The sequence below is a fragment of the Massilia sp. Root133 genome (assembly GCF_001426525.1).
Taxonomy (GTDB): domain Bacteria; phylum Pseudomonadota; class Gammaproteobacteria; order Burkholderiales; family Burkholderiaceae_D; genus Telluria; species Telluria orientalis.
The window spans coordinates 63,332-88,749 of sequence record NZ_LMEW01000035.1 but is presented as its reverse complement, the minus strand read 5'-3'; the positions used below and the strand labels follow the sequence as shown (position 1 = coordinate 88,749).

At 61.3% G+C, this 25,418-nt stretch carries 20 protein-coding genes; 6 read left to right on the top strand and 14 right to left on the bottom strand.

Annotation, left to right across the window (positions count from 1 at the left end; all coding sequences use genetic code 11):
* Positions 1 to 23: 23 nt before the first annotated feature.
* The 7 genes from ASD28_RS27165 to ASD28_RS27145 form a co-directional block, all read right to left on the bottom strand.
* The gene (locus ASD28_RS27165) at positions 24 to 1,274 is read right to left on the bottom strand and encodes an oligosaccharide flippase family protein (protein WP_200951836.1); all 1,251 of its coding nucleotides are present in this window, start codon (positions 1,272 to 1,274) and stop codon (positions 24 to 26) included.
* A 41-nt stretch (positions 1,275 to 1,315) separates the two neighbouring features.
* Positions 1,316 to 2,518: a GNVR domain-containing protein gene (locus ASD28_RS27160; RefSeq protein WP_082579197.1), complete on the bottom strand. Its 1,203-nt coding sequence runs from the start codon at positions 2,516 to 2,518 to the stop codon at positions 1,316 to 1,318.
* A gap of 44 nt (positions 2,519 to 2,562) precedes the next feature.
* Positions 2,563 to 5,019 carry an SLBB domain-containing protein gene (locus tag ASD28_RS27155; protein WP_229412427.1) on the bottom strand — a complete coding sequence of 819 codons (2,457 nt, stop codon included), beginning with the start codon at positions 5,017 to 5,019 and terminating at the stop codon, positions 2,563 to 2,565.
* Positions 5,020 to 5,449: 430 nt separating this feature from the next.
* Positions 5,450 to 6,709, bottom strand: coding sequence for a hypothetical protein (locus tag ASD28_RS32135; protein WP_156650947.1), 1,260 nt, complete (start codon positions 6,707 to 6,709; stop codon positions 5,450 to 5,452).
* Positions 6,710 to 6,901: 192 nt separating this feature from the next.
* Positions 6,902 to 7,060: a hypothetical protein gene (locus tag ASD28_RS32130; RefSeq protein WP_156650946.1), complete on the bottom strand. Its 159-nt coding sequence runs from the start codon at positions 7,058 to 7,060 to the stop codon at positions 6,902 to 6,904.
* A 66-nt stretch (positions 7,061 to 7,126) separates the two neighbouring features.
* The gene (locus ASD28_RS27150) at positions 7,127 to 8,125 is read right to left on the bottom strand and encodes a phospholipase A (RefSeq protein ID WP_082579208.1); all 999 of its coding nucleotides are present in this window, start codon (positions 8,123 to 8,125) and stop codon (positions 7,127 to 7,129) included.
* A gap of 169 nt (positions 8,126 to 8,294) precedes the next feature.
* Positions 8,295 to 9,011, bottom strand: a complete 717-nt coding sequence (locus tag ASD28_RS27145; protein ID WP_056136196.1) for a pseudouridine synthase — start codon at positions 9,009 to 9,011, stop codon at positions 8,295 to 8,297.
* A 167-nt stretch (positions 9,012 to 9,178) separates the two neighbouring features.
* Between ASD28_RS27145 and ASD28_RS27140 the strand changes: the two genes are divergently transcribed.
* A complete protein-coding gene (locus tag ASD28_RS27140; RefSeq protein WP_056136194.1) occupies positions 9,179 to 9,658 on the top strand; it encodes a hypothetical protein in 480 nt (159 codons plus the stop codon).
* A gap of 224 nt (positions 9,659 to 9,882) precedes the next feature.
* Here ASD28_RS27140 and ASD28_RS27135 read toward each other — a convergent pair whose 3' ends face one another.
* From ASD28_RS27135 to ASD28_RS27120, 4 genes are read right to left on the bottom strand one after another with little or no spacing between them, the layout of a single operon-like run.
* Positions 9,883 to 10,884 carry a S49 family peptidase gene (locus ASD28_RS27135; RefSeq protein WP_056136192.1) on the bottom strand — a complete coding sequence of 334 codons (1,002 nt, stop codon included), beginning with the start codon at positions 10,882 to 10,884 and terminating at the stop codon, positions 9,883 to 9,885.
* A gap of 15 nt (positions 10,885 to 10,899) precedes the next feature.
* Positions 10,900 to 11,298, bottom strand: a complete 399-nt coding sequence (locus ASD28_RS27130) for a Rieske 2Fe-2S domain-containing protein (protein WP_056136190.1) — start codon at positions 11,296 to 11,298, stop codon at positions 10,900 to 10,902.
* Complete coding sequence (locus tag ASD28_RS27125; RefSeq protein WP_056136188.1) at positions 11,295 to 11,954, bottom strand: HAD-IIIA family hydrolase; 660 nt, start codon at positions 11,952 to 11,954, stop codon at positions 11,295 to 11,297. Before ASD28_RS27125 ends, ASD28_RS27130 begins: the two co-directional genes overlap by 4 nt.
* Before the next feature lie 38 nt (positions 11,955 to 11,992).
* Positions 11,993 to 13,015 carry an RluA family pseudouridine synthase gene (locus ASD28_RS27120; RefSeq protein WP_056136186.1) on the bottom strand — a complete coding sequence of 341 codons (1,023 nt, stop codon included), beginning with the start codon at positions 13,013 to 13,015 and terminating at the stop codon, positions 11,993 to 11,995.
* An 824-nt stretch (positions 13,016 to 13,839) separates the two neighbouring features.
* Between ASD28_RS27120 and ASD28_RS27115 the strand changes: the two genes are divergently transcribed.
* The 5 genes from ASD28_RS27115 to glp all read left to right on the top strand — a co-directional run bounded on the left by ASD28_RS27115 (position 13,840) and on the right by glp (position 22,023).
* Positions 13,840 to 17,037, top strand: a complete 3,198-nt coding sequence (locus tag ASD28_RS27115; protein WP_056136184.1) for an Rne/Rng family ribonuclease — start codon at positions 13,840 to 13,842, stop codon at positions 17,035 to 17,037.
* Positions 17,038 to 17,291: 254 nt separating this feature from the next.
* A complete protein-coding gene (locus ASD28_RS27110) occupies positions 17,292 to 17,660 on the top strand; it encodes a VOC family protein (protein WP_056136181.1) in 369 nt (122 codons plus the stop codon).
* Positions 17,661 to 17,702: 42 nt separating this feature from the next.
* Positions 17,703 to 19,031 (top strand): chromate efflux transporter, encoded by a 1,329-nt coding sequence (chrA, locus tag ASD28_RS27105; protein ID WP_056136179.1) that lies wholly within the window; start codon positions 17,703 to 17,705, stop codon positions 19,029 to 19,031.
* Positions 19,024 to 20,142 (top strand): GTP 3',8-cyclase MoaA, encoded by a 1,119-nt coding sequence (moaA, locus tag ASD28_RS27100; protein WP_056136177.1) that lies wholly within the window; start codon positions 19,024 to 19,026, stop codon positions 20,140 to 20,142. The genes chrA and moaA overlap by 8 nt, the downstream gene beginning before the upstream one ends.
* Positions 20,143 to 20,148: 6 nt before the next feature.
* Positions 20,149 to 22,023: a gephyrin-like molybdotransferase Glp gene (gene glp / locus ASD28_RS27095; protein ID WP_056136175.1), complete on the top strand. Its 1,875-nt coding sequence runs from the start codon at positions 20,149 to 20,151 to the stop codon at positions 22,021 to 22,023.
* Between the two features lie 3 nt (positions 22,024 to 22,026).
* On the opposite strand, the gene ASD28_RS27090 is transcribed toward glp, so the two are convergent.
* Genes ASD28_RS27090 through cfa form a run of 3 tightly spaced genes read right to left on the bottom strand, consistent with a single transcriptional unit; the run spans position 22,027 to position 25,289 of the window.
* On the bottom strand, positions 22,027 to 22,920 hold the full coding sequence (locus ASD28_RS27090; RefSeq protein ID WP_056136173.1) for a LysR family transcriptional regulator: 894 nt from the start codon (positions 22,918 to 22,920) through the stop codon (positions 22,027 to 22,029).
* A gap of 8 nt (positions 22,921 to 22,928) precedes the next feature.
* Positions 22,929 to 24,086: an HPP family protein gene (locus ASD28_RS27085; RefSeq protein WP_056136171.1), complete on the bottom strand. Its 1,158-nt coding sequence runs from the start codon at positions 24,084 to 24,086 to the stop codon at positions 22,929 to 22,931.
* 39 nt (positions 24,087 to 24,125) lie between these two features.
* Entirely contained in the window at positions 24,126 to 25,289 is a 1,164-nt protein-coding gene (gene cfa, locus ASD28_RS27080) for a cyclopropane fatty acyl phospholipid synthase (RefSeq protein ID WP_056136169.1), read from the bottom strand.
* Positions 25,290 to 25,418: the final 129 nt, after the last annotated feature.

Here is a 25,418-nt window from a genome sequence, read left to right as displayed (position 1 = left end):
TTGGCACTCACACAGCGTGCTCATTAGTTAATTGCTGCAGCGAACTGTGATTTTGCTCTGTTAAGGTAGGAAATACTCTTCCACAACAAAATTACAGAAAATGCCGAGACCAATCCCAATGGCACGGCCGCAAGCGGCATCGCTTGGCTTGCCACCCATGTCACCGCGATGAACATCACGATACTTGCCAGATGGCTAGCAATAATTGGTCGATCCTGCCCTTGTGCGTACAAGGCATAATGGAAGACCATGCCAATGGAATTGATAACCATTGCCAGCAGCAACCAGCCATACAGGCTCTGATGGGCAAGGTAGAAATCATTCCCGATCCATCTGAGCAGATATGGCAACAACATCAAACTGACCAGAGAAAACATGACGCAGCTCGTAATCGTCAGGATGAGCATCTTTCCTAATTGTTTCTTGAATTCCTGCGTCTGCTTGTTTTGAAAACACCTGATGAGTACTGGATACGTATAAGCGAAGACGCCGGCATCCAGGAACGCCAGCAAAGTACTGGCGATACTCATATACAACACGTATAAGCCAACTGTCCTGGTATCCACCAAGGCTTGCAGCCAGTATCGATCGAGTGTCTGGATTCCGCGCAACGCCAAAGTTGCGCCAAGCAACGGAATGCAAACGATCAAGCCGCGTTTGATCCAACTCCAGTCCAGTGGCCGCGACCACCCGCCCACTCTCATCCCCCGGAGCCGATAAACACCGACAGCAAAAGCCGCGATTCCTCCGACTGCCCATGCACCGAGTACAAAATGCAAGGAGCGAGTCCGAGGCTCCATGAGCATGAGCACAACTATCAGGACTGCCCAACTACCCTGCCTAAAAAACAATACCAGGCTGGATAGTAACTGCTCGGAAACAGCTATAAAAAAACGTCCAAATTCCTGATTAATGTGCTCCAGGATCAGGATGACGAAAAACCAAAAAAACAGCTCAGCCGGAAGCAGGTCAAACTTGAAAAGGGCGACACTCAACGGAAAAAACACCAGATACATGACGATGGAGAGTGCCCCTTGATTCTTTAGCATCCACCCCCATTCATCCCTGGAGCTCCCAATTGCCGCCCTCGTCGCGTAAGTATAAAAATCTAGCCCGACGAAATAAAGGGCATACCCGACCGTAGCGCTGAAGAGCCCATATAAGCCAAGATTTTCAGGACTGATGAACCGTGCCAGAAAGAAAACAAACAGGAAACGACTTCCAAGCGTAAGACCGCGTAACGAGATATTGACGAGATTCTTTGCTGGGATCATTCGAACTATGGGCGGATCGGTGTACCTATCCGCCATCTGACTTATTTGCGCTTACGGAACCGCAGGTTTGCGCGCAACTCGGACCATTGGGCGGCACCTTGCGGCGACGCCAGGGCTTTTCGTCGTGCTTCGGAGAAAAAGGCCCATACGATGGCGCCGAGTGTCGCGATCACAGTGGTCAACAGCACGATCAGCGCACGTTTGGGTTTTGATTTCTGCTCTGGCTCCACAGCAGTGTCAAGTACCTGAATCACTCCAGGATCCTTGGCTTCATCAATGCGAGCGGCCTCATACTGCTTTGCAAGCAGTTCGTAAAGCATTTGCTGATACTTTACTTCGCGCAGCAGCTTGACGTTCTCGAGCCCGCCCTGCTTTTCGGTGCCAGACGCTTCACCGCCACGGCCGTTTTCCAGACGCCCGAGTTCGGCGCGCAGGCTGCTCAGTTCTTCCTCTACCCGACGATAATCCGGATTGGCTCCCGTCACGAAGGCGCGCATTGCGCTCAGCTCAATTTCCTTTGCGGACACTTGGGCCTTGAGCTTGCCAACAGTTTCAAGAATAGCGCGGCTCTCGGCGTCCACGCTGATGACACCGCGGGTATCGAGACCGCTCTTCAGCGACGCCTCGGCATTGGCCAGCTTGTCTTTTGCGGCCTGAAGCTGTCGTTCATAAAACATCCTTCGTTGCGACGCTTCCGTCACGGCAAGCACGGTCGTTAATCGAAGGATCTCGCTCACATAGGCATTTGCCAGCTGTGTTGCGCGCTTCGGATCCTCATCCTCAACGTCGATCGTGATCAAGCCGTCCTTGCCTGATGCGATATTCGTATTAGCGTCGAGCTTCTTGCGGGCCACCTCCTGCAAATCAGTGTCATACACTTTTTTGAGATTGAACTGGGCAATCAGTCGATCCGCTATCGTACGGCTATTCAGCATTCCGACATACATATCATTTGGATTTTTCAATCCTGCAACGCCCGCAGCCGCGCCAGCGATGCCGCCGAACTGCGACAGCAAGGCAAGTGCGCTTGATTGATTCTGCTGCGGAGGCAACAGTTTGGCCGTGGCCTGATAAATATTCGGCATTACCAGACTCACACCAACCGAGAGTACTGCTGCGGTAAATGCCGTAGTGATAATGGTTTTCTTGTGCTTCGCGAGCACAATAAGCATATCAACGACACTAACCTCGTCGGACTCGACTGGCATGTTTTCCTGCTTTTCAGAAGCCTGAACTTGACTCATTCACAAATCTCTTTTTACGGTGAGCACAAAGCGCTTACGCACCATTAGTCGCGCAACGTCTTGACCGCCGCAGCCCCCAGGCCGAAGTTCGCAAGAATCTGCGTCCACTCACGTGCGCCTTGAGTAAATTTGCTCCACGCTGTCTGACGATCGAATTTTTCTGGCACGACAATCGTGTCGCCCGGCATGATTTCGACGCCGCCAATCTTGCCGAAGAACCAACCTTGCGAATCCGACGATACAACGGTACCGTCGACGCGCAGCACGAAAACGTTATCGATATCGGCGTCGACAGCGGTGCCTGCCACCTTCAAATAATCGTTGACTCGTGTATTCGGTTTCCATAGCGGCGATGCCTCGACATTGACCGCTCCGAACACATGAACGAAGGCCGGCTTCGAAGGCACGACAAGACGATCGCCGTTTTTCAGTGTGACTTGCGGCAGATGCGCGAAGGAGCGATCGTTCGGATCCAACCCGAACGCGATACGGCCGGACGGCTGGAGGTTGCGGAAGCGAACAAGCCGCTCCTGGGCAATCTTGCGCTCGGTTTCGAGTTGCGCAGCGGCCGCCGCAGCATCCGTCCCACTCAGCGCACGCAAATTGGCCGCTTGCGTAGACTCTTCACTGCGCAGCTGCGCTTCAAGGCGATCGGCGGCCCGCTTCAGGTTAGCTTGTTGCTCTTTCCGGACTTCCTCGCGATAGAAGGCAGTACCGAACATATAGGCATTCGAAGTGGGACCGCCGGCCTTTGCAATCAGCGTCTGCAGCGTGTCACTTGCCGTCATTTGATAGACGCCCGGTACTTTAACCTCGCCCTCGACGCGAACGAAGACCTGGCGCTTGTTCATCGGCACAGCCACGTCGCTCTGAGAGAAGATCGTGACAGTATCGCCTGGCTGCAACAAAAGGTTGTCAGGTCCATTCGGATTCGCGAAAACATTGCCGAGATTAAACGGAACTAACTGAACACTCAGGTCCGATCGATTCACTCGCTCGACGACGGCGTAGTCCCAATTGATGGCATCGATAAGGCCGCCGATGCGCGCAGCAATCTTGTTGGCATCTTCCGTGGTGTCCTTCTCGTCGTTGCCGGGCGCGACAGTATTATTCTGTCGCTTGATGGAATCACGGGTGATCAGATATTCCCGACTCGGAATCAAGTCGCTGATGCGCATGCCCTGTTTGAAGGGCGCGCGCACCGGCTGGTCGACATTGCCTCGCAAAACGACGGCATTCGAAAAATCCGGAGTAATCGATGTAACGCTCAACACATCGCCAGTCTTCAGCGAGCGCTTGAGTCCTTCTCCACTCAACGCAAACTCTTCCACGCTGCGCGGACGATTCTTGTTCGGGTCGATACGTTCCAGGAAGGCGCGACGTGGATCGGCCACGACAGGCAGTCCTCCAGCAAAATCGAGCATGGATTCGACGGTCTCTTTACCACTCTTCAACTCGTAGATCGCAGGGCTATTGACCTTCCCAACCAGCGCCACAAACCCGCCAGCGGGCGGGATATAGATGGTATCGCCATCCAAGAGTTTAATATCAGCGGACTTGTCGCCTTTGGCGATGAAGGAGTAGAGATCAAGCTCAGCGGCAACCTTGCCGTTACGCTTGACCTGCACACGGCGCATGCTGCCATTTGCGTTTGGGCCGCCGCTGGCGAACAGGGCCGTAACTAGCGTCGACAAACTTGATACCGTATAAGTTCCGGGGCGGCTCGCCTGACCTACCACGTACACGGTGATGGCCCGCAACTGGCCGAAATTGACGCTGATAGTCACGCCCTTGTATAGCTTGGCGACAGCAGCTCGAATGACATTTTCGGCGTTACCAGCCTTCACGCCGGCCAACACCACCGAGCCGATGGTCGGGATATTGATCGTTCCGTTCCGATCGACGGTCGCCCGGTAATCGATATCGATCGTGCCCCAGCCGCGAATCATCAGTTCGTCGCCTGGACCGAGCGGATAATCGCTGGGGACCGGCGAATTTACGATCGGAGCAAACGTAGACGACCCATTAGCAAAAAAACCAGACCCGAAAATCGGCAGGTACTGACCGGTATTGTCAGCAATAAATTTCTGAAACTCGCTGAGCTCAGGACTTTTTTCGCCTATTCGGTTCCCCAACACAGATTGCTGTCCCGTGCCGTTACCATTATTGAAATTGTTGTTATTATTGAAACCAACACCATTGTTGGAGCCGTTACCGTTGCCTCCAGACGACGCCGCGCGCGCTGCTGCTGCGGCGGCCGCTTGACCAGTTGGCGTATTGGCAATAATCACCCTCCGAGACCCGTTTGCGCCCAGGTTGACCCCATTTGTCATCGAGTTCATGCCGTTAGAACCCGGATTCGGAGCGTTGTCATCTGCGTCGGACTGGCTGGATTGGTCTTGGCCGAAGAGGTCCGCCTTGTTGAGGTAATCTTGGGCGGTTGCGCCAACAGAAGCTGCGGCCAGTGCCACAGCCATAAAACTCTTGGTGAAGTTGAACATTGGTTATCAGGTGGGATGGACTAGATGCATCACAAACAGTCCGCCATTTTACCTTAGGGTAATGAGTGTTTGAAAGACTTTGTTCTTCCTCCCCTCTTGACCTGGTCCTTTGTTGGGATTAATTCAACATATTTACCACATTGCTCGTTACGCTCAAGAAAGAACCCTTCCAAATTTGCAAAGCGTAATTACCTTCTCACACACCAACGTTTATGCATGTAACAACCCTGTGGATTTTAGTGATTTTTCAATATTAAATATTTGCAAGCCGGAATTTAATTATTGAACTGCACCGTCCCTGGCGTCAGCCTCGAAACATGACGCTCCTCGCAAGCCATAAGAATTCGTCGCCGTTGCGTTGCATTTCGAACCAAAAAGTACTTTACTTTATTTTTCAATCCAACGAGGATTCGCCTGCAGCCAGAATAACTTACTCTGCCAATACTTCAGAACGGATAACACTGACATTGCGTTTTGTGTTGCCATAGGTCGTAGACTTACCTAGCCGGCAATTGTCAGCGCCTTGAACCAAAATTCCATATTGTTGCGTTGGGTTTTCTTTATTGTCATAGGCAGATGGGGCTGCAATCCGTATATTTTTGCAACGGTGCCCGCCCGCACCTGCAGTTATATTGATACCCGCTGCCGCATTGTTGCGTCCCACAACGACACCGCCCACAACGTCTTCGGCTCCAGCGATTAATATGCCATTCTGCAAGTTTTCCTCACCGACTACGTTGTCCATCTCGATCCGCCCGCAGAACCCGTTCAACCGCTGCAAATACAACCCGTTGCGCCCACGACTTCCGCGTACGTTCGACAGTTTAATATCCCAACTGTCGCGAATTGACACTGCATCCCAAGTACCGCTCTGAACGTCTGCCACAACATCACTGAGTGTGACATCGCTTGCCCCATCGTTAAGTGCCACTCCAGCGTGAGACGTGGCGCCAATTCGGACGTCGTTGATGACCACGCGCTTGAAGAAGCCTGCCATATTATTTCCGTCAACTATCAGCACCTGCTTACTACAATTGCCACCTTTAAAACCACGAATTTCCATATCACTCGTCGTGCCACCGGGTGTAGACAGCACGCCAAAGCCCTTTCCAGGTGAACTTATGATTTCGGAAGACAGGAATGTGCAACCTTTCGCGTTCACAACCAGTACTGCACACCTATCTGCGCCAAAAGCGCGGCTATTCTGCTGCGCACGGTTGGCATCAACTTTCAATCCAATCAATTTTTGATTGACTGGCTTAATAAATGCGATAAAATCGGTCGCTGCTTGCTCGTCGTGCAGTTTTAACACAGCCCCAGGTGCGAATACCCAAGTGCTATTATTAGCGTCCAGTCTGGTTCCTGCTGGCAGCTCATAGATGCCAGCAGGAAAATTCACTCTCAATCGATAAGTTTCTGCGGCGGTGCGTAAAGATTTTAATGCTTTCGCGTTTACCGCTGAACTCGCTCCTTTTTCACCTTTCGCCAACAATCCGAATTGTTTCGCCGAAACTTCATCCCCATCGGAGAATTTCGGATGACTGTCCTCCCCGACCGTACGATCTACAGCATCCTGATCGCTCAGGGCGAAACCCGATATCGTATTTCCTGTAGACGCGCCGGAAAAACCACTTGCAACCGCACCGATTGCAAGAAGCATGACACGGCGATTTCTGTTCATTTTTCCCATTTATTTCTCTTTAAAGCGAAATGATACCGAGCATGAGAAAAACGATGAGCCCCATATCATTACCAAGTCAACGGAAAGGCTTATGATGGAATTAGTTCGGAAGCGCTAACGAAGCCGTCAAGACCCTCCGGCAGATTTAGAGCCGCTTGAGCAATGAAGTCGACATAAGCAAGCATTTCACACTTACCATATTTATATATTTGCGAAATCCGCTGGGCGTCGAACTTCTTCACCCTTAACCCTTTGCAGGGTCGGCACGGTACCATCCGCGATGTGAACGATCTTCAGCTCGCGCGCGACGACGGCGAACTGGCGGTCGAGCGCACCGTGGTTCAGGGTGGCGAGTGTCATGGTCGGCGCAAACGGGATTGGGCCGCCATTGTAGTCCAGCGCCGCCTCAGTGAGTACCGTTCCCGCTCAGAACGTCCCCAGCAACCCCAGCCCCACCGTGTTCTGGTAATAGTTATAGTCGATCAAGCTCTGCCCATAACCCGAGAACAGGTGCGCATACCCCTTGATATGCCCCGCCAGCGGAAACGCCCAGCTGAGCTGGACAGCACCACGCTCGGTGGAGAAATTACGTCGCAACAAGGCCGAGTAATCGTTGCCATTGCTGCGGTAGGTCACGACCACATCCCCACGCCCCATGTAATCGACGATATCGCGATTATCGTCATCGGCCGCCGCCTCGTTGACGCGTTTCCAGACACGCCCCAACACGGTCCACCCTGCCCTCTCCAGGCCAACCTGCGCATAGACCCGGTTCCAGCTGCGCGACAATGTCGAGGTCTGGCCGTTCGACTGGTGCACCAGACCGAGATTAAGAAACCGTGCATTCATCCCGAATACACTGAAATGCAGTGGAGTGACGGCCATCAGCTCGGGTTGATAGTTCGTCTCGCGGAAGGGGCTGGACGCCTCGTGATTGCCGGCTTGCCAGAAGCTGTTCTGGGTATAGCCGAACCACAGATCGACGGGCTTGGCGAAAGCGCTTTCGACGAGCTTCATCTTGAATCCCAGCTGGAACACGAGTTCCGAGTGCGCGAGGTCGCTCGTCAGGTCGGCGATGCGGCGGAACGGCCGGTAGGGTTCGTTGTTGGGATGCGCGGTGCGGGTGAACATCAGGTAGTTCACCTGATGCGGACGGAAATTGAAGACCCCACGCTTGTGTTCCTGGTCCAGCTCCCAATGATCGGCCAGGCTGAATTGCCGCACCATGTCGGGCGAGGCGTCGACTGCCGCCGGAACGGGCGGCGCGTCAACTACCCGGGCATTGACCGCGTCCGCATTCTGGATCGGTGGCGTCGGCGTCGACGCGGGCGTGACGCCGGCCAGCCGGTCATAGCACGCCAGGCGATGGGCAGCATCGGTCACGCGCGCGCAATCGGCCAGACCCGGATCGGTCTGCTGAGCCATGGCCGGATGTATTGCGAGGAAGGCAAGCAGGAGGAAGAGGCGGTGATTTCTTGCGGGCATCGGCATCGTCGGGGTTAAACAGCGACAAGAGTCGATGATGAGTGTCGCGGAAATCCGCATGGAATGTCGCACGGCAGCACGATCATGCGCGCCACCGCGCATTACCGCATCAGCCCGGCACCAGCAAATCCAGCTGCACCTGTTCCAGATAACACCACTCCCCTTCCTGCAAACCCAGCGACTCGAGCGTCAGCCCGCCGATCTGCGAGCGATGCAACGCGGCGCAATGGTTACCCGCCGCGGCCAGCATGCGCTTGACTTGATGGTATTTACCCTGCTCCAGCACGATCTCCAGCTGATGATCGCCCCGCTGTACGCAGGACTGGGCCGCCAGCGGCGCGGGCTCATCGTGCAATTGCACGCCCGACAGGAGCTGGTCGACGAGCGCCTGGGTGACCGGCTCCTGGGTGGTCGCCTGGTACACCTTCGGGATGTGCCGCTTGGGCGACGACTGGGCGTGGATGAACGGCCCGTCGTCCGACATCAGCAGCAGGCCTGTCGTGTCATGATCGAGTCGGCCGACAGGCTGGACGTCGCGCCAGGTAAATTGTTCCGGCAACAAGGTCAGCACGCCCGGATGGTGGCTCGGCTTGCGGGAGCACTCGAAGTTGGAGGGTTTATACAAGGCGATGTAGACGTGTTCGCGATAGACCCATTCTTCGTCGAACACGGTCAGCACCAGGCCGTCCGTCTCCACGAGGGTCTTGTACTTGTCGTGGACTTCGCCATTGATGGACACGTCGCCATCTTCGATCAGGGCCCGGCAATATTTGCGTGTACCAAAGCCTTGCGACTGAAGCACGCGGTCGAGGGATAGTTTACTCATGGGGCGAGACTGTAGCAGAAGGATTGCAAGCGTCAAAGTTCAGCAATCCAGGGGTTTCAACTCGAAGCAAGAACTCGTTTGACACATCTCAAGAATTGACTATGTCCCGTTGATACACTGAAACCTGATTAGGAATCGGCCTACAGTTACTGAGTGTAGGACTAAAGGTGGGCCGCACCATCCGGCGCATCGGATTAACCACAGACCACGAGGCAAACGTGCAGATCGAAAAAAAGCAGAACCACAGCACCCCGTCTTCATCCGCGGCCACAAGCAGCGGGACGAAGGTGGCCCAGGAATACGCCGCGATTTTCCCGACTCGGCTTGCGCTGGCGCGCTGGACGCGCGGTGGCGACATCCCGCATGTACATTGTTTTGAACACCAGCTGCCGATGCGCGCCGCATGGTATGAGCAGGCTCAGCGCCGTTTTCAGGCCTGGCTGGAGACAGGCGGCTTTCACCAGCCCGAGCCGGGCAGTCTTGATAGCGTTATCGCCGAGACATCGCAGCAAGCGGACGAGGGCGCACGCCTGAGCCGGAAGGTCGTCGTGCATGGCGGCCCTCGCTCGACGTCCCGGTCGTCAGGCACACCGTTAGCAAATGTGAAATCGATTCCAGGCGCTCTCGACGACGAACGCCCAATATGAAAACGACGGCATACGCCGTCGTTTCCTTCCCGATTGGGACTTCCAGCTTGAGGAATTGAATTCTCTCGAAACCGCACGGATGCGGGTCTGAAGCAGTTCCAGCAACGCCAAGAACAGGCTGGTTTCTTGTCGCTTGCGCCGAAACAGCTACACACCAACTATAGCCCACCGTTTGTAAGTTTCAAGCCCAATATTGAGACATATCAGTCGTCCGATGCCCGTGCTCAGCGCAAGCTGGGTACGGCACCCCGGTACATCGAATGCACCGCACCGGCGCCGACCGACGCGCCAAATTTCTTCAGCACACGCTCAGGCAAGCCCTCGTGCGCCGTGTAATCGATGATGTCTTCCGCCTTCACGACATCGCGCGCGACCGTGTCCACGGTGCCGAAGCCATCCGCGAGGCCCATCTCGACCGCCTTGGCGCCCGTCCAGTAAAGGCCGGAAAAGATTTCCGGATTTTCCTTCAGGCGCTTGCCACGTCCCGCACGCACGACGGCAATGAATTGCTCATGGATTTCGTTGAGCATCTCGAGCGCATGCTGCTTCTGTTTGTCGGACTGCGGGCTGAACGGATCGAGGAAGCCCTTGTTCTCGCCCGCCGTCAGCAGGCGGCGCTCGATGCCGAGCTTGTCCATCAGGCCGGTGAAGCCGAAGCCGTCCATCAGGACGCCGACCGACCCGACGATACTGGCCTTGTTGACGTAGATCTTGTCGGCCGCCGCCGCGATGTAATAGCCGCCCGATGCGCAGATCTCGTCCACGACCACATACAGGGGCTTGTTCGGATACCCCTTCTTAAGACGCTGGATTTCGTCGACGATGATGCCCGCTTGCACGGGACTGCCGCCCGGGCTGTTGATGCGCAAGACGATGGCTGCCGAGCCCGGATCGGAAAATGCTTTGTTCAGCGACGGGATGACGGTATCGGCGGCACCGCTGCCTTCGTCCTCGATGGCGCCGTCGATCTCGATCAGCGCGGTGTGGCGGCCCAGTGCCTCGATATCCGAACTGCCGAAGTTGAAGTCGAAATAAGCCCAGATCGCGAAAAATGCCACCAGAAGAAAGGACATCTTGAAGAAGATGCCCCAGCGGCGCGCAGCCCGCTGCTCGCGCACGGTGGCAAAGACGAGACGTTCCAGGGTCTCGCGTTCCCAGTTGCTGAAGGTCGTCGGTGCGGCCGTTCGGTTGTCGTTCGGATTGTCGTTCCTGGTGTTGTCGCTCATAGATACCTGGTGTGGTTACCTCATCTGGCTGTCGCGCAGGCCTGCTGTCGGCGGACGGATATGCTGGTCCGGTTGCCAATAAATCCGGTTATCGGCTTCCCGCACGGTAATCGGCCGCAGTTTGCCGCCACGGCAAGGACCGCCTGCGCAGGCGCCGCTCTCGGGCAAGTAGATGGCGCCATGCGTCGAACACATGAGATAAAGCTTGCTCGATTCGAAGAATTCGCCCTTGAACCAGTCCAGTTCGACCGGCACGTGGGCGCAGCGGTTCAGATAGGCGTAGATCCTGCCGCCGAAACGCACGACGAAACCGGTCGCATCGTCGCCGAACGCCAGTACGGGGAAACGGACGCCCTTGCCGCCGTCTTCGACGGCCGCGGAATCGCAGATGTAGACGTCTTCGGTATCGCTCATGCGTTCTCGACCAGCCACTGATGCAATTCGGGCACGTTCTTTGCCGTGAAAACCGGATGGCATGCCTGCAACTGCTGGACTGGGTGGGCGCCATACTCGACGGCGATGCCGGCGGCGCCGGCATTATTTGCCATAAGCAAGTCATGCGTCGTGTCGCCGATCATAACGGTACGCCGCATGTCCTGGCCGAGTTCCCTTGTCAATTCTTGCAACATTGCCGGGTGCGGTTTGGAAAATGTCTCGTCGGCGCAACGGGTCGCATCGAACACGGAAAGCAGGCCCGCCGCGTTCAGGGCGCGGTTCAGGCCGACCCGGCTCTTGCCGGTCGCCACCGCGAGGAAATAGCCCTCGTGGGAAAGCTCGTCCAGCATCGCCCGCACGCCCTGGAACAGGACCAGTTCGTGGTCTTTCGTCAGGAAGTGGTAGCGATAGCGCTCGACCATGCGCGGATACAGGGCCGGGTCGATGTTCGGCATGGCGGCCTGCATGGCTTCGCCCAGGCCGAGGCCGATCACGTGCGACGCCGCGGCGTCGCTCGGAACAGCCAGGCCCAGGTCCTTGGCTGCAGACTGTATACATTTGACGATGGTGGCGGTGCTGTCCATCAGCGTGCCGTCCCAATCGAAGACAATCAGATCGAATTGCTTTCTTGCCATGTCTCCCGGCGCTCGTGGCGCCGGCTCCTCATTCCGCGTTATCGATGGGTGCTGCGTGTTTTGAGTTCCTGCGCTGGCCCCAAGCTTACCAAGAAACGCTCGCATTCCGCCGGCAACGGCGCCTTCAGAGTAAGCGGCTTGCCCGTGTCGGGGTGCTGGAACGTGATCTGGTACGCGTGCAGGAACATGCGGCGCAAGGCGCCGCGCGCATCGGTTGCCTTCTGAAGCTGCTTGTTGAGCGCAAAATCGCCGTATTTCTCGTCACCGAGGATCGGGAAGCCGCTCGAGGCCAGGTGCACGCGGATCTGGTGCGTGCGCCCCGTCTTGAGTTCCGCTTCCAGCAGCGCGAACTCCGGCCACTTGCGCAGCAGGTTGAATACCGTATGCGCTTCCTGGCCGCCCGCCTGCACGACGACGCGGCGCTCGCCGTCCGGCGTCGTGTATTTGTGCAGCGGCAGCTTCACGTGCTGGCGCGGATTGCGCCAGTCGCCGGCCACCATCGTCAGGTAGCGCTTGTCGGTCGTACCGTCGCGCATTTGCTCGTGCAGGCTAGTCAACGCGGAACGTTTCTTTGCAAGCAACAGCAAGCCGGACGTTTCACGGTCCAGGCGGTGCACCAGCTCCAGGAATTTGGCGTCCGGCCGGGCTGCGCGCAATTGCTCGATGACGCCATACGACACGCCCGAACCGCCGTGCACGGCCACGCCGGCCGGCTTGTCGATCACGAGCAGGTGGCTGTCTTCGTGCACGATGGCAAATTCCGCGCCCGGTACAGGGGCGCTGCCCGCGGCCTTTTCGGCGATGCGGACAGGCGGGATGCGAACGATGTCGCCCGTTGCCAGGCGGTACAACTGATCGATGCGGCCTTTGTTCACGCGCACTTCGCCGGAGCGGAGAATGCGGTAAATATGGCTTTTTGGGACACCCTTGCAGACGCGCAGCAGGTAATTATCGATGCGCTGGCCTGCTTCTTCCTCGGTGATTGTGACAAACTGAGCAGTGGCAGGAGGGCGGCTATCTGTCCGTGATGAAGGGGGAACACCATCGTTTTGCAAGGTCATTCGCTCTGTCTTCCCAGAAATTCTCTCTAAGTCCTTCATTTTGAATATATAATCGACAGGCGGCGGTCAAACCTCTGCAGGTGTAAGAATTAAAACGATATTTTACACAGGGGCGTCTCCATCGGCCCCGCCAAAATGCAAATTCGATGGAAAAAAACGGAATCCCCAAACCGTCGCAAGCGGCAGTAGTGTCGCGGCATCGCAGCGACAATGCGAAAGCGCAGCGGCGGATTTCAAGGATTTCTAGACGTGTACGCACATTCCTGTGCGAACCTGGGTTGCACCGCAGTTGCAATCGGGTAGCCGCACAGGATGCAGGATTGGATTGTTTGGAATTATAAGGATAAGTACCGGCAAGCCGGCCGCAGGGTCGGCTCGCCGGGTGATGGCGTCGATAACGCTTGCCGTTTCGCCCGACCCGAAGTAAGGAGCCGCTAGACCGTCGTGAGCTGTAGCAGTGTTGTTGGAGACAGTCATCCGGGAAGATCAAGCAGGTGCGCAGCACGCGCCGCGGTCTTCACGCCCCGGAGCGCCCGTTTCGGCAGCACCCTTCCGCTCCCCGGCATGCGCGCCCACTGAAGATCTGGCTGTGTCGCACCGCTTGCCTGCCCCTGTGCCGCCCCGATCGGGCCGCCCGGGCCGGCAAGGACGTTCGTGCGCGGGGCAATGTCGTTCGACGCCACTGCGCCCTGTGGCCGGCCATGCCGTGCCACACCCCGGGCATACCACCGCCAACACTCCCTTCCCCGCGTACATCCCTGTACTTTCGCCGCTCTTGCATAAAGACGGCATGAAACGGCCCACGGGTCGCGGAGTTTATAAAAATGAAACGTATGTTGTTTAACGCTACCCAGCAGGAGGAGCTGCGCGTAGCGATCGTCGATGGCCAGAAACTGATCGACATCGATATCGAGACCGCCGGTCGCGAACAGCGAAAGTCGAACATCTACAAAGGCGTCATCACCCGCATCGAACCCTCTCTCGAAGCCTGTTTCGTCAGCTACGGCGAAGAGCGCCACGGTTTCCTCCCCTTCAAAGAAGTTGCCCGCTCCTATTTCCGCGACGGCGTCGACGTCCGCAACTGCACGATCAAGGAAGCCCTGCGCGAAGGCCAGGAAATCATGGTGCAGGTCGAAAAGGAAGAACGCGGCAACAAGGGCGCGGCCCTGACCTCGTTCATTTCGCTGGCCGGCCGCTACCTGGTCCTGATGCCGAACAATCCGCGCGGCGGCGGCGTATCGCGCCGCGTCGAAGGCGAAGAGCGCCAGGAACTGCGCGAGACGATGGACAAGCTGGACCTGCCGCAGGGCATGTCGGTCATCGCCCGCACCGCCGGCATCGGCCGCAACGTCGAAGAGCTCCAGTGGGACCTGAATTACCTGATGCAGCTGTGGCGCGCGATCGAAGGCGCCGGCAAGTCGGCCCCGGGTCCGTTCCTGATCTATCAAGAATCGTCGCTGGTCATCCGCGCGATCCGCGACTACTTCCAGCCTGACATCGGCGAAGTCCTGATCGATACCGACGAGATCTTCGACCAGGCCCAGCAGTTCATGAGCCACGTGATGCCCGACATGGCGCACCGCGTGAAGCGCTACACGGACGACGTGCCGCTGTTCTCCCGCTTCCAGATCGAGCACCAGATCGAGACTGCGTATTCGCGCACCGTGCCGCTGCCGTCGGGCGGCGCGATCGTGATCGACCACACCGAAGCCCTCGTCTCCATCGACGTCAACTCGGCCCGCGCCACCCGCGGCTCGGACATCGAGACCACCGCGTTCAACACGAACCTGGAAGCGGCCGACGAAGTGGCCCGCCAGCTGCGCCTGCGCGACCTGGGCGGCCTGATCGTCATCGACTTCATCGACATGGAAGTCGCCAAGAACCAGCGCGAAGTGGAACAGCGCCTGAAGGATGCCCTGCACCACGACCGTGCACGCGTCCAGATGGGCAAGATCTCCCGCTTCGGCCTGATGGAACTGTCGCGCCAGCGCCTGCGTCCGTCGCTGTCGGAAGGTTCGCACGTGACCTGCCCGCGCTGCTCGGGCACCGGCCACATCCGCGATACCGAATCGTCCGCCCTGCAGGTGCTGCGCATCATCCAGGAAGAGGCGATGAAGGAGAACTCGGCCGCGATCCACGTCCAGGTCCCGGTCGACGTCGCCGCTTTCCTGCTGAACGAAAAGCGCGGCGAAGTCCTCAAGATCGAGACGCGCCACCGTATCACGGTCATCCTGGTCCCGAACAAACACCTGGAAACGCCGCACTACAAGCTCGAGCGTATCAAGCACGACGATCCGCGCCTGGACGACGACGCCGCCAGCTACACGATGGCCGAGTCGGCCGACACCGACATGGCCTTCGCCAAGCGCCAGAAGGAAGAAGCCAAGCCGCGCCAGGAAGCCGTCGTCAAGACGATCACCCCGGCCCAGCCGGCACCGATGGTCGACCGCCAGCCGGCCAAGCCGGTCGAGGCACCCGCCCCGGCACCGGCCGCCGCGCCCGCCGCTGCGGCCTGGACGCCGCCGGCCCAGGAAGGTTTCTTCACCAAGCTGCGCAACTTCTTCTTCGGCCGTCCGGTCCCGGTCGCGCCGCCGCCCGCACCGGTCGCCCCGCCCAAGCCCGCTGAAGCCGCACCGGCCGCCGGCGAACGCGGCGAGCGTGGCAACCGTGGCCAGCGCAATGCCCGCGGCGGCCGCAACGGCACCGCCGGCGGCAATGGCCGCAACCGCGCCGAGCGCGAGGAACGCGATGTGAACGCCGCCGTGGAAGGCGCCAAGCCGGTCGAGACCGAAGGCAAGCCGGCGCGTCCGCCGCGCCAGCCGCGTCAACCGCGCGAAGCCCGCGAGCCGCGCGAACAGGCCGCCGTCACGGCGGATGCACAACCGCAGGCCCCGCGTGGCGAACGTGCCGAACGCAGCGAGCGTCCGGAGCGTGGCGAACGTCCGGAACGCGCACCGCGCCAGCCGCGTCCGCCGCGTGAAGGTGCCGAGCGTACGGAACGCGCCGAGCGCGCTCCCGTGGAAGCCAAGACCGAGGAGCTGAACGCGGCCCAGGCCGTGGCGGCCCAGGCGGCCATCACGCTGGCCGGCGAGCCGGAGATCCCGGAAGCACTGAAGCCGGTGACGGCGAACATTGACGTAGCGACCGTCGGCCCGGATGGCGAGGAACTGGACACCGACGCGCACGGCGACGAGCCGCGCCGCCGCCGCCGTCGTGGCGGCCGTAACCGCAACCGTCGCGACCGCGACCAGGTCGAGGGCGCCGAGCAGGACGTCGTCGAAGGCGAAGCCCCGGCTTTCACGCCGGTCGCCGACGAAGAAGCCGCCAAGGTCCAGGCCGAGGCGAAGGCTGCGAAAGCCAAGCCTGAAGCAAAACCCGGCAAGGCCGTTGCCTTGGGTCCGTGGCCGTTCCCGACCTCGGAATCGGTCAAGGCTGCAGCAGTGAAAGCCGCGGCCGAGAAGGCTGCTGCCGAGCAGGCGGAAGCTGCCCGCGTCCAGGCCGAGCAGGCCGCCGCGGCTGCGGCTGCGGCTGCTCAGGCTGCTGTGCCGGCCGAGCCCGTCGTCGAGGCAGCGCCGGCCGCCCCGACGCCGTGGCCGTTCCCGACGACCGAGTCGGTTGCCGCTGCCGTGGCCGACAAGGCCGAGGCCGATGTTGCCGCCCAGCCGGTCGAAACGCCTGTCGAAGCCCCGGCCGCTCTGGCCGCCGCGCCCGCTCCGGCTCCCGCTCCGACTCCGGCTCCTACTCCGGCACTGGCACCGGCCGAGGTCGAACAGCCTGTCGTCGCGCAAGCGGCACCGGCTGCCCCGGCCGTCGCACCGGCCCCGGTGGTCGCCGCGCCGGCCGACTTGAACGAGCTGCTGGAACAAGCCGGCCTGACGCTGGCGTCGACGGATCCGGAAAAGCTGCGCGCCGCCCAGGAAGCAGCCGCGCAGGCGGAAGCGCCGGCACGTCCGCGCCGCACGCGCAAGCCAGCGCCGCCGCCGGTCAACGAGCCGCTGATCCAGGTGGATACGCGTCAATAAACGCGTTGCCCTGACAAGAAGGAAGCCTGCGGGCTTCCTTTTTTTATACCTGTGCTACGATGACCGCGTCGAAAAAGGCAGGACCGTTTTTGGTAAGCCCGGTCCCTTCGCGCGCCATGCGCAGAAGCTCTGTTCCATGCGTCCGCGCATGAGTACCCGCGACGAACCGTCCGGCGCCATTGCGCTTAACGGGTTCGTGCGCGCATGCCCTCAGTGGCGGATCGTTCCGTGCGAGCCCATCATCGGAGCACGTCATGCAACTGAATCACCTGGATCTTCCCGTCCCCGACGTCGCGGCCACCGCCGCCTTCTTCACCACCCATTTCGGCTTCCGCCTGGTCGACACGCGCGGCAATAACGGCTTCGCCCTGCTGCTGGGCGAAGGTGGATTCGCGCTCGTCCTCACGCGGCGCCGCACGGCAGGCGCGCAGGACTATCCGGACAACTTCCATATCGGCTTCCTCGTCGACTCCGACGCAGCCGTGCACGCCGCCCACGCGCGCCTGCAGGCGGCGGGCGTGACGGACCTGCCACCCGTGTCGTTCCAGCGCGGGGCAACGCTGTTCTACGTTCACGCGCCGGGCGGCATCCTGGTGGAAGTGAGTCACCGCTCACCTGGATGATGCGTGTAAGATGGGCAACTCATCAACCGTTGCCCCACCGCCTTGTCCGCCCCGCCCGCTCCCGTTTCCTTCCGCACCGCCCTGCGCTACTGGCTCAAGCTGGGCTTCATCAGCTTCGGCGGCCCGGCCGGGCAGATCGCCATGATGCACGCCGAGCTCGTCGAACGGCGCCGCTGGATTTCCGAGCGGCGGTTCCTGCACGCGCTGAATTACTGCATGCTGCTTCCGGGACCGGAAGCGACGCAGTTGGCGATCTACATCGGCTGGCTGCTGCACCGCGTGCCGGGCGGGATCGCGGCCGGGGTGCTGTTCGTGCTGCCGTCGCTGGTCGTCCTGATCGCGCTGTCGTGGATCTACATGACGTGGGGCCAGGTGCCCGCCATCGCCGGGATCATGGCGGGCATCAAGCCGGCCGTCGTCGCGATCGTGCTGGCGGCCGCGTGGCGCATCGGCAGCCGGACACTCCGCAATGGCTTGCTGGTCGGCGTCGCGCTCGCCGCATTCATCGGCATCGACCTGCTGGGCGTGCCGTTCCCCCTGATCGTGCTGGGCGCGGCGGCGGCCGGGTTCGTCGGCGGCCGGTTGCGGCCCGCGCTGTTCGAACCCGGCGGCGCCCACGGCACGGCAGCCGACGGCGCCCCGCATCCGGCGGCACTGATCGACGACACGACGCCGACGCCGGCCCATGCCCGCTTCAGCTGGGGGCGCCTGATGACGGTCGCCGTGGCCGGCTGCGCGCTCGGACTGGCAGGCTGGGCGGGACTGGCCCTCGTGTACGGACCGGACGGCGAACTGCCGCGCATGGGCGCGTTCTTCGGCAAGATGGCGCTGCTGACGTTCGGCGGCGCGTATGCCGTGCTGCCCTACGTCGTGCAGCACGCCGTCGAACAGTATCACTGGCTCGACGCCGGCCAGATGATCGACGGCCTCGCGCTGGGCGAGACGACGCCCGGGCCCCTGATCATGATCGTCGCGTTCGTCGGCTTCGTCGGCGGCTGGACCCATGCGCTGTTCGGATCGGACGCCCGCTTCCTGGCCGGCATCGTCGCGGCTTGTGTGGTGACGTTCTTCACGTTTTTACCGTCGTTCGTGTTCATCCTCGCGGGCGGGCCGCTGGTCGAGTCCACGCGCGGCGACGTGCGGCTGACGGCGCCGCTGACGGCGATCTCGGCGGCCGTCGTCGGCGTCATCGCGAGCCTGGCCGTGTTCTTCGGCGCCCACGTGTTCCTCGATCGCGGCGCGCCGCGCTGGGACGCGATCGCCATCGGCACGGCCGCCGCGGTGGCGTTATTGCGCTACAGAACCGGGACGATCAAGACCATCGTTGCCTGCGCCCTGGCCGGCCTTCTGCTATCGTATTGGCATGGCTGAAAAAATCATCATGGTGGCCGACGCGCGCGCGCCCGCGCTGGCCGTCCCCGACACGCTGGAGACACCGACCGGCCTGCTCGCCGACGCCCTCGGGCGGCCCCTGCACGACCTGCGCATCTCCGTCACGGACCGTTGCAACTTCCGCTGCGTGTACTGCATGCCGAAGGAAGTCTTCGACAAGGATTACGCCTACCTGCCCCACGCGGCGCTGCTCAATTTCGAAGAGATCGCGCGCGTGGCGCGGCTGTTCGTGGCCCACGGCGTCGAAAAGATCCGCCTGACGGGCGGCGAGCCGCTGCTGCGCAAGAACCTGGAGCGCCTGGTCGAACAGCTGCGCGCCATCGAGACGCCGTCCGGCCGTCCGCTCGACCTCACGCTCACCACCAACGGCTCGCTACTGGCGCGCAAGGCGCAGACCTTGAAGGACGCGGGCCTGGACCGCGTGACGGTCTCGCTCGACGCCATCGACGACGCGGTGTTCAAGCGCATGAACGACGTCGACTTCGCCGTGGCCGATGTCCTGGCCGGCATCGACGCCGCCCACACCGCCGGCCTGGGGCCCATCAAGGTCAACATGGTCGTCAAGGGCGGCATGAACGACGACCAGATCCTGCCGATGGCGCGCCACTTCAAGGGCACGCCGGCGATCCTGCGCTTCATCGAATACATGGACGTGGGCGCGTCGAACGGCTGGAACATGACGGAAGTGGTGCCGTCGAGCGAAGTCGTGCGCCGCATCTCGGCCGAGATGCCGCTGGAACCGATAGTCGCCAACTACGCGGGCGAGACGGCGCAGCGCTGGCGCTATGTCGACGGCGGCGGTGAAGTCGGCATGATCTCCAGTGTCACGCAGGCGTTCTGTCACGACTGTTCGCGCATCCGCCTGTCGACCGAGGGCAAGCTGTACACGTGTTTGTTCGCGACCCGCGGCCACGACCTGCGTGAGCTGCTGCGCGGCGGGCGCACGGACCAGGAGATGCAGACGGCCATCGCCCGGCTCTGGCGCGCGCGCGCCGACCGCTATTCGGAAACGCGCACCGTCAACACGGCGGGCCTGTCCCCGCGGGCGGCCAGCGCACAGAAAATCGAAATGTCCTACATCGGCGGATAAAAAAACATGAACAAGGAATCCATCAGCGGCCTGATCCTGGCCGGCGGCCGCGGCACGCGCATGGGCCACGTCGACAAGGGCCTGCAGCCCTTCGGCGGCACGACCATGGCCGCGCACGTGCTGGCGCGCCTCGAACCGCAGGTCGCGACGGTCGCCATCAACGCCAACCGCAACCTGGACACGTATGCCGCGTACGGCGTGCCCGTCTGGCCGGACGACACGCCCGACTACGCGGGTCCGCTGGCCGGCCTGCAGGCGGGCCTGCGCCGCTGCGCGACCACGTACCTGCTCACGGCGCCATGCGATTCGCCGTTCCTGCCGGCCGACCTCGCGGAGCGCCTGCACGAGGGCCTGCGCGCGGCCGGCGCCGATCTCGCCGTCGCCGTCACCGAAGAAAACGGCCGGCGCCAGGTGCATCCCGTGTTCTGCCTGCTGAAGGCCGGCCTGGAGCCCGTGCTGTCGGCCTACCTCGATGGCGGCGGGCGGCGCATGGACGGCTGGTACCCGCAGATCAAGGTCACCGAGGTGCTGTTCGACGCCGCCGACGCCTTCCGCAACATCAACACGCTCGATGAGCTGCGCGACCTCGATACCACGCCCTCCACACCGCCGCGCCTGGCGGACGTGGTCAGCTGCCTCTCCGCGTACGACCCGGACGCCCTGCCCGTGCGCGACGCCCAGCGCATCATCCGCGAATTCGTCACGCCCGTGCGCGCGACGGAGATGGTGGCGCTGCGGGCCGCGCTGGGCCGCGTGCTCGCGGCCGACATCGTCTCGCCGATCAACGTGCCGGCCCACGACAACTCGGCGATGGACGGCTACGCGCTGCGCGGATCGGACCTCCCGGCCGACGCGCCCGCGCGCCTGCGCGTGATCGGCACCGCGTACGCGGGCCGCGCGTTCGACGGAAGTCCGCAAGCGGGCGAATGCGTGCGCATCATGACGGGTGGCGTCATGCCGGCCGGCTGCGACAGCGTCGTGCCGCAGGAATTCGTCAGCGTCGAGGGCGACACGATGGTCATCGCACCCGGCACCATCCGCACCGGCGACAACCGCCGCCTGGCCGGCGAAGACCTGAAGGCCGGCAGCGCCGCGCTGCGCGCCGGCAAGATCGTGCGTCCGGCCGACCTCGGGCTGCTCGCGTCGCTGGGCGTGGCGGAAGTCCCCGTGCAGCGCCGCCTGCGCGTGGCGTTCTTCTCGACCGGCGACGAACTGCGCTCGATCGGCCAGCCGCTGGACGAAGGCTGCGTCTACGACAGCAACCGCTACACGATCTACGGCATGCTGCAGCGCCTGGGCTGCGACCTGATCGACATGGGCGTCGTGCGCGACGATCCGCAGGCGCTCGAACAGGCGTTGCGCGACGCGTGCGAGAACGCGGACGCCATCATCACATCGGGCGGCGTCTCCGTCGGCGCGGCCGACTACACGAAGCAGATCATGGCGCGCCTGGGCGACGTGACGTTCTGGAAGATCGGCATGCGCCCGGGCCGCCCGCTGGCCTTCGGCCGCATCGCCTCGAACGGCCGCAGCGCCTTCCTGTTCGGGCTGCCGGGCAACCCGGTGGCGGTGATGGTGTCGTTCTACTTCTTCGCGCGCGAGGCGCTGCTGCGCATGATGGGCGCCGAAGCGCCTTTGGCCCTGGTGCGCGCCCGCTCGGCCGCGACGATCCGCAAGAAACCGGGCCGCACGGAATACCAGCGCGGCATCCTGGCCCGCGGCGCGGATGGCCAGCCGACCGTCACGATCACGGGGTCGCAGGGGTCGGGCATCCTGCGGTCGATGTCGGAGGCGAATTGCATGGTGGTGCTGCACGATGAGCAGGGCACGGTGCAGGCCGGCGACATGGTCGACGTGTTGTTGTTCGAGGGCCTGATTTGACTGTCACGTGCCCACGCGCGGGCGCGCCGCGATCGCATGCCCCTGGCCGGAGCGGTCCGGTACCGCCGCAGCGATACGCAGCCCGGCGACGGCACGTTCCATCGTCCTGTTGTCGCGCTGCGCAGCGTACACGGCATAGGCAGAGTGGGAGAATTCCGGTGCATCGCTGACGCGGTGCACCAGTCCAGCGTCCAGCAAGGGCTTTGCCGCGCCAATGCGGAAATAACCGGCGCCTCCGACCGTCAACAGGTAAGTCAGGGCCAGGGGTCCCAGCGACATGTAGATGGGCGGGCTATTCAATTCGGGAAAGGCAGCCTGGTGGTTCGCCGCGAAGTTGGGTCCCCAATCGACATAGATGTACTGGTCGGGATACATCCCCTGCCCGGGATCCGAGGTAATCATGATCAGCTTTTCCTCAACCAGCAATTCCGTCACCAATCCGGGACGCTGCGGCGGATTGTAAAGGAGGGCGATATCCAGTGCGCCGTCTTTCACCTGGTCGAGCAGATGCGTGGGCTGGCCCACTTCCGCGCGCAGCGCGATCTTCGGGCAGTGCCGGCGCATCCAGATCAGCCAGTCGGCAAGCAGCGGGTTCCACAGGCTCAGTTCGCCGCCAACGCTGATGCCGTCTTCTCGTCCTGGTGGCAAGGCCGCCTGTTGGCGGGCGCGCTCCCAGATCTGCACCATGTTCGTGGCATGGCGTATGAAATGCTCGCCGGCCAGCGTCAGCCGGGTACCGGCCTTGCTGCGTGCGAACAGGCGTCGTCCCAGTTGCTGCTCCAGCGTACGGATGCGCGCGCTGATCGCGGTCTGTGACACGTGCATGCGTTCGGCTGCAGCGATGAAACTTCCACTTTCCGCAGCTGCGAGAAACGTGCGGGCAAGATTGATGTCCATGTTGACGTCTACGCTAGATGTTCGACCGGCGTCGCAATCGGCGCGGCAGGGCGAGGCGGATCGACATCGCTTATTGGTTGCTTGTGCAGGCCCCTGACCAGGTTGGCCTGCGTGATCATGCCGGCGAACTTGCCGGCGGCATCGATGACGGGAAGGTGATGGTGCCCGAAACTGGCGAACATCGGAACGAGGTCGGCCACCAGCTGGGACGCGCGCACCGTCTTGACGGGGGCGCTCATGATGTCGCCGACCTGCCGGGCGTCGGTGTTGTTCATGAAAGGCGGAAGCGCTCCGTGGCGTATGAAGTCCATTTGCGTGACGATGCCCACCACCGAGCGCTCGTCGTCGAGCACCGGCAGCGCCTTGATCTTGTGGTGCACGAGTATCGCCCATGCGCTGCAGACGCTGACGGTCGGCGCCACGGCCAGGACGCCGGTCGTCATGACACGCGCGCAGTCGAGTTTGTCCATCCGGCGGCGATAAGCCCGCACTTCGACGTCGCCGAGGACCGCCTCGAGGTCGCCGACATCGATGTCCAGCATTTCGTTGCGCGCCATGAGCACCGCTTCGAGGTCTGCGCGTGTAAACGGCGCCTTCTCGTCGTTCGTCGGTGCGCGCCTGGCCCGTGCCCGATGCGGATAACGATGCCCCGTCATGCGGTGGTAGACGATCGCGCTTGCAAGCAGGACCAGGGAGTTCAGCCCGATCGGCAGCACCGCGAACCGGTAGCCGAGGGCATGGATCGCCGGGCCGCCCAACACGGCCGTCAGCGCGACCGCGCCGGATGGCGGGTGAAAGCAGCGCAGGGGAAACATCAGGGCGATCGAGAGTCCCACGGCCAGCGCGGACGCCGCCAGAGGCATGTCGATCCAGCGCGCGCATGTCACGCCCAACAGCGCCGCGATCAGGTTCCCGCCGACCAGCGACCAGGGCTGGGCCAGTGGACTGGCAGGCATGCCGAAGAGCAGGACCGCGGAGGCGCCCATGGGCGCCACGAGCAGTGGCAAATCGGACGATGAATGCCCCAACGCCAGGCTGGTGACGGCGCCGGTGATCAGGATGCCGATCAGGGCGCCGAGACAGCTGCGCAGGCGTTCGCGCGCACTGATCTGGTTGGAGGAAGGCAGAAAGTTGTAAAAAAAATGAGTCAGTCTTGGCAAAATCATGATCTATCGCGGGCGGGTTGGCAAGTGCGGCGCGAGGCGTCAGCTGACACGCGAATAGCCGCCGGGCACGCCTTCCTTCGACAACACCCATTGCCAGAGCTGCAGGTCGCGCGCGCGGAATGCGCCAGCGCACGATAGCAGGTAATAACGCCACATCCGATAGAACCGCTGGCCCAGCCGGTCGGCGAAACGCGGCCATGCCGTTTCGAAGTTCTCATGCCAGGCCATCAGCGTCCTGTCGTAGTCCGCGCCGAAGTTATGCACGTCCTCGGCGATGAAAAGGCCTTCGATGGCATCGCTGATGTGTCCCATCGACGGCAGTTCACCGTTCGGGAAGATATACTTGTCGACCCACGGATCCGAGATGCCGTGACGGTGGTTGCGGCCTATCGTGTGAAGCAGGAACAGGCCCCCGTCGTTCAGGCACCGGTGTGCCACCTCCATGTAGGTACGGTAGTTCTTGTGTCCCACGTGCTCGAACATCCCGATACTGACGATGCGGTCGAAGCGCTCGTTCACCGTGCGGTAATCCTGCAGTCTGAAGTCGAGTTTGGCGTCGGGGTAGCGCTCCCGTGCATAGTTCGCCTGTTCCGCCGAAATCGTCACGCCGACGCATTCCACCTTGTAACGTTCGGTCGCGTAGCGCATGAAGCTGCCCCAGCCGCAGCCAATATCGAGGACCCGCATGCCCGGTTCCAGTTGCAGCTTCCTGCAGACGAGTTCCAGTTTCGCTTCCTGGGCGTCGGCCAGACTGAGCGCGTCCTTCCAGTAGCCGCAGGTGTACGTCATGCGCGGGTCCAGCATGGCAGCGTAGAAGTCGTTGCCCAGATCATAATGAACTTCGCCTACCTGCCAGGCGCGGCGCAATGTCTGCCGATTGAACAGGCCGGCGACAATACGGTTGAGCGTCAGGCCGACCGGATTAACGTCGTCTTCCACGCGTGCCGCCAGCAGGCGGCAAAAAAATTCGTCGAGCTGTTCGGCATCCCAATCGCCGTCCATGTATGCTTCGCCCAACCCCAGGTTGCCGCGCAAAAAAGCGCGCTTGAAGACGTCGGAACGATGAATCCGCATGTCCCATGGCGCGCTGCCGTCGAGGCGCACATTGGCCTTCGCAAGAAGAGACTTCGCACGGGGGTAAAAGAAGGAATGACGGTTTGCCGCGATGGAAGAAGAAAGATAGGCGTCTGCAGTTCTATTCATTGTGCAAGTAACCAGGTCAAGAAGCCAACAGTATGGCGCCCGATTGAGCATATGAATAACGAATAATAATTTGATTAACAGCAAAAATTTTGCAGTCAGGTTGACTGAGAAGCTGTCGACGTTGCTTTG

Excerpts from the sequence above, each read along its gene's own strand:
- ASD28_RS27115 (WP_056136184.1), top strand. The coding sequence starts at position 13,840 with ATGAAACGTATGTTGTTTAACGCTACCCAGCAGGAGGAGCTGCGCGTA.
- ASD28_RS27165 (WP_200951836.1), bottom strand. The coding sequence starts at position 1,274 with ATGATCCCAGCAAAGAATCTCGTCAATATCTCGTTACGCGGTCTTACG.
- ASD28_RS27160 (WP_082579197.1), bottom strand. The coding sequence starts at position 2,518 with ATGAGTCAAGTTCAGGCTTCTGAAAAGCAGGAAAACATGCCAGTCGAG.
- ASD28_RS27135 (WP_056136192.1), bottom strand. The coding sequence starts at position 10,884 with ATGAGCGACAACACCAGGAACGACAATCCGAACGACAACCGAACGGCC.
- ASD28_RS27145 (WP_056136196.1), bottom strand. The coding sequence starts at position 9,011 with ATGAGTAAACTATCCCTCGACCGCGTGCTTCAGTCGCAAGGCTTTGGT.
- moaA (WP_056136177.1), top strand. The coding sequence starts at position 19,024 with ATGGCTGAAAAAATCATCATGGTGGCCGACGCGCGCGCGCCCGCGCTG.
- ASD28_RS32135 (WP_156650947.1), bottom strand. The coding sequence starts at position 6,709 with ATGGGAAAAATGAACAGAAATCGCCGTGTCATGCTTCTTGCAATCGGT.
- glp (WP_056136175.1), top strand. The coding sequence starts at position 20,149 with ATGAACAAGGAATCCATCAGCGGCCTGATCCTGGCCGGCGGCCGCGGC.
- ASD28_RS27150 (WP_082579208.1), bottom strand. The coding sequence starts at position 8,125 with ATGGCTCAGCAGACCGATCCGGGTCTGGCCGATTGCGCGCGCGTGACC.
- ASD28_RS27120 (WP_056136186.1), bottom strand. The coding sequence starts at position 13,015 with ATGACCTTGCAAAACGATGGTGTTCCCCCTTCATCACGGACAGATAGC.
- ASD28_RS27125 (WP_056136188.1), bottom strand. The coding sequence starts at position 11,954 with ATGGCAAGAAAGCAATTCGATCTGATTGTCTTCGATTGGGACGGCACG.
- ASD28_RS27130 (WP_056136190.1), bottom strand. The coding sequence starts at position 11,298 with ATGAGCGATACCGAAGACGTCTACATCTGCGATTCCGCGGCCGTCGAA.
- ASD28_RS32130 (WP_156650946.1), bottom strand. The coding sequence starts at position 7,060 with ATGACACTCGCCACCCTGAACCACGGTGCGCTCGACCGCCAGTTCGCC.
- ASD28_RS27090 (WP_056136173.1), bottom strand. The coding sequence starts at position 22,920 with ATGGACATCAATCTTGCCCGCACGTTTCTCGCAGCTGCGGAAAGTGGA.
- ASD28_RS27110 (WP_056136181.1), top strand. The coding sequence starts at position 17,292 with ATGCAACTGAATCACCTGGATCTTCCCGTCCCCGACGTCGCGGCCACC.
- ASD28_RS27085 (WP_056136171.1), bottom strand. The coding sequence starts at position 24,086 with ATGATTTTGCCAAGACTGACTCATTTTTTTTACAACTTTCTGCCTTCC.
- ASD28_RS27155 (WP_229412427.1), bottom strand. The coding sequence starts at position 5,019 with ATGTTCAACTTCACCAAGAGTTTTATGGCTGTGGCACTGGCCGCAGCT.
- cfa (WP_056136169.1), bottom strand. The coding sequence starts at position 25,289 with ATGAATAGAACTGCAGACGCCTATCTTTCTTCTTCCATCGCGGCAAAC.